This window comes from uncultured Ruminococcus sp. (assembly GCA_902785355.1).
Taxonomy (GTDB): Bacteria; Bacillota; Clostridia; order Oscillospirales; family Acutalibacteraceae; genus Ruminococcoides.
Window position 1 is genome coordinate 20,621 of the sequence record CACZYF010000023.1, and the last position, 6,639, is coordinate 27,259.

Annotated in this window: 6 protein-coding genes; all 6 read left to right on the top strand. The window is 56.5% G+C overall.

Annotated elements, in window-relative coordinates; genetic code table 11:
- Positions 1-38: 38 nt before the first annotated feature.
- On the top strand, positions 39-932 hold the full coding sequence (locus tag R2I50_RS06595) for a leucine-rich repeat protein (RefSeq protein ID WP_316608366.1): 894 nt from the start codon (positions 39-41) through the stop codon (positions 930-932).
- A gap of 31 nt (positions 933-963) precedes the next feature.
- Positions 964-1,371: a helix-turn-helix domain-containing protein gene (locus R2I50_RS06600; RefSeq protein ID WP_316608367.1), complete on the top strand. Its 408-nt coding sequence runs from the start codon at positions 964-966 to the stop codon at positions 1,369-1,371.
- A 197-nt stretch (positions 1,372-1,568) separates the two neighbouring features.
- On the top strand, positions 1,569-2,297 hold the full coding sequence (locus R2I50_RS06605) for an ABC transporter ATP-binding protein (protein WP_316608368.1): 729 nt from the start codon (positions 1,569-1,571) through the stop codon (positions 2,295-2,297).
- Positions 2,294-3,040 (top strand): ABC transporter permease, encoded by a 747-nt coding sequence (locus R2I50_RS06610; protein ID WP_316608369.1) that lies wholly within the window; start codon positions 2,294-2,296, stop codon positions 3,038-3,040. Before R2I50_RS06605 ends, R2I50_RS06610 begins: the two co-directional genes overlap by 4 nt.
- 191 nt (positions 3,041-3,231) lie before the next feature.
- Positions 3,232-4,713, top strand: coding sequence for a DUF1846 domain-containing protein (locus tag R2I50_RS06615; RefSeq protein WP_316608370.1), 1,482 nt, complete (start codon positions 3,232-3,234; stop codon positions 4,711-4,713).
- 294 nt (positions 4,714-5,007) lie between these two features.
- A complete protein-coding gene (gene gap, locus R2I50_RS06620) occupies positions 5,008-6,036 on the top strand; it encodes a type I glyceraldehyde-3-phosphate dehydrogenase (protein WP_201427700.1) in 1,029 nt (342 codons plus the stop codon).
- Positions 6,037-6,639: the final 603 nt, after the last annotated feature.

Consider the following 6,639-nt stretch of genomic DNA (forward strand, 5'->3'; position numbering starts at 1 on the left):
CTATGATTAACTTAATATGATGTTTAGGAGGCATTAACATGAAAAGATCAATGGCAATTTTACTGGTTATCGCGCTCGTTTTCTCTGCGCTGGTGTTCACCGCATGCGGCGGCTCCGGCAGTAAAGGCATGACCTTCATCAAGATCGCCGACCTCAAAGCGAGCGGTACCGAGTATGACTTCTTAAAGGCGAACAGCTCTCTCGACGACGCGCTCTTGGTCGCGCAGATCTCGAAGGACGCTTCCGGTGAGCTCACCGTCCCCGCCAAGTCGGGCGACGCTGACGTTATCGCTGTCATCAGCGAGGACGCTTCGAACGATAAGGTCACCGCGCTGACCCTCGAGGAGGGCGTTCAGTTCATGGAGAACTGCTTCAAGGACGGCTCCGCGGTCGCGACCCTGACCCTGCCCGCGACCTTCAAGGAGGTTTATCACAGCTTTAATAAGAACACCGCTCTCACCGAGATCAGCTTCGGCAGAAAGGCGCAGTACATCGTCGACTCCTTCTGCGACTGCGAGAAGCTCGCTAAGGTAGAGAGCGCCGGCTACCTCTACGGCGTGAAGGATTCGTTCCTGAACGACAAGGCGCTCGCCGACGTCACCGTCACCGGCGCCGTTCAGAAGTCAGAGAACAGCTTCAACGGCTCGGGTATGACCGCGCTGACCTTCGCCGAGAACGTTCACGAGATCTTCACCAGCTTCAACGAGTGCCCCGCGCTCAAGACCGTCACCTTCGAGCAGATGGCGAGCGGTATCAGCAACTCCTTCAATAAGTGCCCCGCCTTCACCGATATCACCTTCAAGCAGGGCAGCGGCAGACTGTTCAAGAGCTTCTGCGACGATCCCGAGCTTACGAACGCCGACTTCGGCGGAAACGGCGTCAACAACGCCGAATCCTTCACCAACAGCCCCAAGGTCGTGCTTCCCGAATAATGTTTGAGTCCATCCCGAAAGGCGTTATATAATGATAGGTGCTAACATCCGATTCCTTCGTAAAACCGAAAACCTCAGTCAGGAGGACTTTGCCGAGCGCTTCGGCGTATCGCGGCAGAGCGTGGCGAAGTGGGAGAGCGGCGACAGCACGCCCGACCTGATGAAGGCGCGGGAGATCGCCGAGTACTATGACATGTCGCTGGATGTGCTGGTCAGTCTCTCGCTGGAGGGTGTTGCGAATGATGAAAAATCTGCCGACGGTAAGTATATCTTCGGCATGGTCAAGGTCGGAGAAGGCGGTCGGGTGACCCTGCCCGAATACGCCCGCGAGGTGTTCGGCATCCGCGACGGCGACCGCCTGATGGTGATGGGAGATACCGCCAAGGGAGGTATCGCGCTGGCGAAGATATCGCTGGGTAATCTGTTCAAGAAACAATAAGCGTTACAGCGCCGTCCGAAAGGGCGGCGCTTTTTTGAGATAGTGCTGCGGTCATTCCTCGCGATGACATTTTGCAGCGCCCTCCTCGGAATAAGGCTTGTGCCACGATTTTTTACACTTCCGGTTAAGTTCGGTTGGTAGAAAGATCGCCTCTTTTATCGTATCATTGAGCTGTAAACCGCAGAAGGAGGATCGGTATGGAAGCGATCAAAACCCGAAATCTGATCAAGCAATATAAGGATCTGGTGGCAGTGAATGGGCCGGCGCTGACCGTCCGCGAGGGCGAGCTCTACGGGCTGCTGGGTGTGAACGGCGCAGGCAAGTCCACCACCATCAAGATGCTGTCCTGTCTGACGCGCCCGACCTCGGGCGACGCGCTCGTCATGGGGCACAGCGTCGTCAGCGAGTCCGAGAAGGTCAAGGCGATCATGAACGTTTCGCCGCAGGAGACCGCCGTCGCCGCCAAGCTGAGCGTGCGCGAGAACCTCGAATTCATCGCCCGCATCTACGGCTGCGATAAAAAAGAGGCGCACGCCAAGGCGGATCAGATGATCAAAGACTTTTCCTTGGAAGAAATACAAAACAAGCGCGCAGGCAACTTGTCAGGCGGCTGGCAGCGCCGCCTGAGCATCGCGATGGCGCTGATCACCGAGCCGCAGGTGCTGTTCCTCGACGAGCCGACGCTCGGGCTGGACGTCCTCGCCCGAAGAGAGCTGTGGCGCCTTATCGAGAGCCTCAAGGGGAGGATGACCGTTATCCTGACCACCCATTATCTGGAGGAGGCGGAGAGCCTCTGCGACCGCATCGGGATCATGGCTCACGGCGAGCTGTGCGCCGAGGGTACCGCCGATGAGCTGAAAGCGCAGGCGGGTACCGATAGCTTTGAAGAAGCCTTTATCACCATCGCGGGGGAGGGGATAGCATGAACAGAACGCTTACCTTTGCTTCACGCAATACGAAGGAGATCACCCGCGATCCGCTGACCGTGATCTTCGGCGTCGCCTTCCCGCTGGTGCTGCTCCTGCTGCTGTCGGCGATCAACAGGGCGATCCCCGACGGTCACGGCCCGCAGAACTTTCAGATACAGAATCTCGCTCCCGGCATCACGGTGTTCGGACTGAGCTTTCTGTCGTTGTTCTCATCTATGCTGATCGCGAAGGACAGGACGACGAGCTTTGTGCTGCGCCTGTTCACCTCGCCGCTCAGACCCGCCGAGTTCATCCTCGGCTACACCCTGCCGCTGCTCCCGATGGCGCTTATACAGACCCTGATCTGCTATCTCGCCGCTCTCCCGCTGGGGCTGAAGGCGAGCGCCGATCTGCTCGTTGCCGTTGTTGTAAACCTCCCGATCGCCGTCGTGTTCATCGCGCTGGGACTGCTGTTCGGCACCGTGCTGAACGAGAAGGCGGTCGGCGGCGTATGCGGCGCGTTGCTGACGAACCTCTCCGCGTGGTTCTCCAATATCTGGTTCGATACCTCGATGGTGGGCGGCGCGTTCGAGACCGTCGCGAACATCCTGCCCTTCTCCCATGCCGTGAAGGCGGCTCAGGCTGCCGCCGCGGGCAGCTATGCGGCAATCTTCCCCGACCTGTGGGTGGTGATCGCCTACGCGGTCGTACTCACCGCAGCCGCTTCTGTTGTCTTTGCCGTGAAACTGAAGAAGATGTAAAATCGCTGAAACGCCGAGCCCTCCCGCCCGGCGTTTTTTAACACGGATAACGCCCGTCATTCGCGGGCGGTCAATGACCGACCCTACGGATTAACCTCTCAAAAAATCCGTCAAATTTCTTTTTCATATTTATAGCGCGTTCTCTTTGTGATAAAATAACGGTGTATTTTTTTAAAATGGGGGAATGGTATATGAAAATCGGATTTGACAACCAAAAGTATTTGGATATGCAGAGCCGGCATATCCGCGACCGCATCGCCCTGTTCGGCGACAAGCTCTATCTCGAGTTCGGCGGCAAGCTCTTTGACGATTACCACGCCTCCCGCGTGCTCCCGGGCTTCAAGCCCGACTCGAAGCTGCAGATGCTCATGCAGCTCAAGGACGACGCGGAGATCGTCGTGGTCATCAACGCCGACGATATCGAGAAGAACAAGGTGCGCGGCGACCTGGGCATCACCTACGATCTGGATGTTTTGCGCCTGATCGACGTGTTCCGTTCCCGCGGGCTGTACGTCGGCTCGGTCGTGCTGACCCGTTTCGCTGACCAGAGCGCGGCGGTGAAGTTCGAGGAAAAGCTCACCGAGAACGGCATCAGGGTCTATCACCACTACTCGATCCCGAATTACCCCTCGGATATCGACCTGATCGTCAGCGAGGACGGCTACGGTAAGAACGACTATGTCGAAACCACCCGCCGTCTGGTGGTCATCACTGCGCCGGGTCCCGGCTCGGGCAAGATGGCTGTTTGCCTGTCGCAGCTCTATCATGAGAACAAGCGCGGCATCAAGGCGGGTTACGCGAAATTCGAGACCTTCCCGATCTGGAACCTGCCCTTGAAGCACCCCGTCAACGTCGCCTACGAGGCGGCGACCGCCGACCTCAACGACGTGAACATGATCGACCCCTTCCACCTCGAGGCTTACGGCGAGACGACCGTCAACTATAACCGCGATATCGAGATCTTCCCGGTGCTGAATACGATGTTCGAGACGATCCTCGGTAAATCGCCCTACAAGTCGCCGACCGATATGGGCGTCAACATGGCGGGCAACTGCATCATCGACGACGAGGCTACCTGCGCCGCCGCGAACCAGGAGATCATCCGCCGCTATTACACCGCCCTGTGCAACCAGACCAAGGGCAACGGCTCGCCCGACGAGACGTACAAGATCGGACTTTTGATGAAGCAGAACAAGCTCACCGCCGCCGACCGTGCTGTGATCGCTCCCGCGCTCCGGCGTGAGGAAGAGACCGGCGCTCCCGCCGCCGCGATCGAGCTCGAGGACGGCACCATCATCACCGGCAAGACCTCCGACCTGCTCGGCGCCTGCTCGGCGATGCTTCTTAACGCGATGAAGTACCTCGGCAATATCCCGAAGAGCGTCGACCTCATCGACGCCGCGGTTATCGAGCCCATCCAGAAGCTCAAGGTCGACCGTTTCGGCTCGCTGAATCCCCGCCTGCATACCGACGAGATCCTGATCGCGCTGTCGATCTCCGCGGTCACCAACCCGACCGCGCGGCTCGCGATGGAGCAGCTCCCGAAGCTCAGGAACACCGAGGCGCACGCGACGGTCATCCTCTCCGAGACCGACACCCGCACCCTGAAGAAGCTCGGTATCCTCCTGACCACCGAGCCCAAGTACGAAACAAAGAAGCTTTACAGAGGATGAGGAACGGAGAACGGAGAACGGAGAACAGAGAACGGTGAATGGTGAATGGTGAATGGTTGAGGGCGGGCTCTGCCCGCACCCGATTTGTATAACATGTTTTGAAGAACGGTTCTCGCTTCTCTCGTGTACTTACGGCTGAGAGGTTAGGCGGGATGCCTTTGAGTGCGTTTTGATGATTTGTTCCCGAATATTTAGTAAATATTTCATATTTACACCTTGATTTCGTGCTCTGTTTGTAGTAAAATAACAATGATGTAACAAATACATTAATATTAATTCTTAGGAGGAATTATTATGTCAGTAAAAGTTGCTATTAACGGCTTTGGTCGTATCGGCCGTCTGGCTTTCCGTCAGATGTTCGGTGCCGAGGGTTACGAGGTAGTTGCTATCAACGACCTGACCAACCCCGCTATGCTCGCCAACCTGCTGAAGTATGACACCGCTCAGAAGGGCTACTGCGGCGTTATCGGCGAGGGTCTGCACACTGTTGAGGCAGGCGAGAACTCCATCATCGTTGACGGTAAGGAGATCACCATCTATGCTGAGGCTGATGCTTCCAAGCTTCCTTGGGGCGAGATCGGCGTAGACGTTGTTCTCGAGTGCACCGGTTTCTACTGCTCCAAGGAGAAGTCCATGGCGCACATCAACGCCGGCGCTAAGAAGGTCGTTATCTCTGCTCCCGCAGGCAAGGACCTCAAGACCATCGTATTCAGCGTTAACGAGGGTACTCTGACCGCTGAGGATCAGATCATCTCCGCTGCTTCCTGCACCACCAACTGCCTGGCTCCCATGGCTGATACACTGAACAAGTATGCCGAGATCCAGAGCGGTATCATGTGCACCGTACACGCTTACACCGGCGACCAGATGATCCTGGACGGTCCTCACCGCAAGGGCGACATGAGAAGAGCCCGTGCCGGCGCTTCGAACATCGTTCCCAACTCCACCGGTGCTGCTAAGGCGATCGGTCTGGTCATCCCCGAGCTCAACGGCAAGCTCATCGGCTCCGCTCAGCGCGTTCCCGTTCCGACCGGCTCCACCACCATCCTCACCGCTGTTGTTAAGGGCGACGACGTCACCGTAGAGGGCATCAATGCCGCTATGAAGGCTGCCGCTTCCGACAGCTTCGGCTACAACGAGGATCCGATCGTTTCTTCTGACGTTATCGGTATGCGTTACGGCTCCCTGTTCGACGCTACTCAGACCATGGTAGCGAAGATCGCCGACGGTCTCTATGAGGTTCAGGTTGTTTCTTGGTATGACAACGAGAACTCCTACACCTCTCAGATGGTCCGCACCATCAAGTACTTCGCTGAGCTGTAATCTCTGATCGCGCTCAGTGGCTGAGGGAGAAGGACAACCCGTAGAATCCGGACGGCGCGTCGTTTTCTCAAAGCATCAATAAGCCAAATCGCGGCTGTGCATCACGCACAGCCGCTTTGTGCGTTTAGGGAGAACAGTGAACGGAGAACGGTGAAGGGAAAGCCTGACGGCTTTGTTGAAATAAGAAATAAGAAATAAGAAATAAGAAGTTACGGAAAGCCTGACGGCTTTTGGATTGGTATAACCGCTGCTTTTCAGACGTATGCGGCTCTGTTTTGATCTTTGCTGTGTCTGCGTCATTTTTAAACGTTGCGTAGGGGCGGTCATTGACCGCCCGAGGATGACGGGCGTTATCCATAACGAAAACGTCGGATAGGAAATGTCATTCCCTGCGACAGCGGGCGGTCGATGGTCGCCCTTGCAATGCTGTCAAAACAAAAAGGCTGCCGCTTATGCGACAGCCTTCAGCTTGTCGAAAAAGTATCATAAAATATATGAGTAGTCGATTTCCAAGGCTCCCTTTGGTAAAGGGAGCTGTCCCCGAAAGGGGACTGAGGAATTGCATGAATTGATCGACCGAAGGGAGAAACCCTCATATTACCT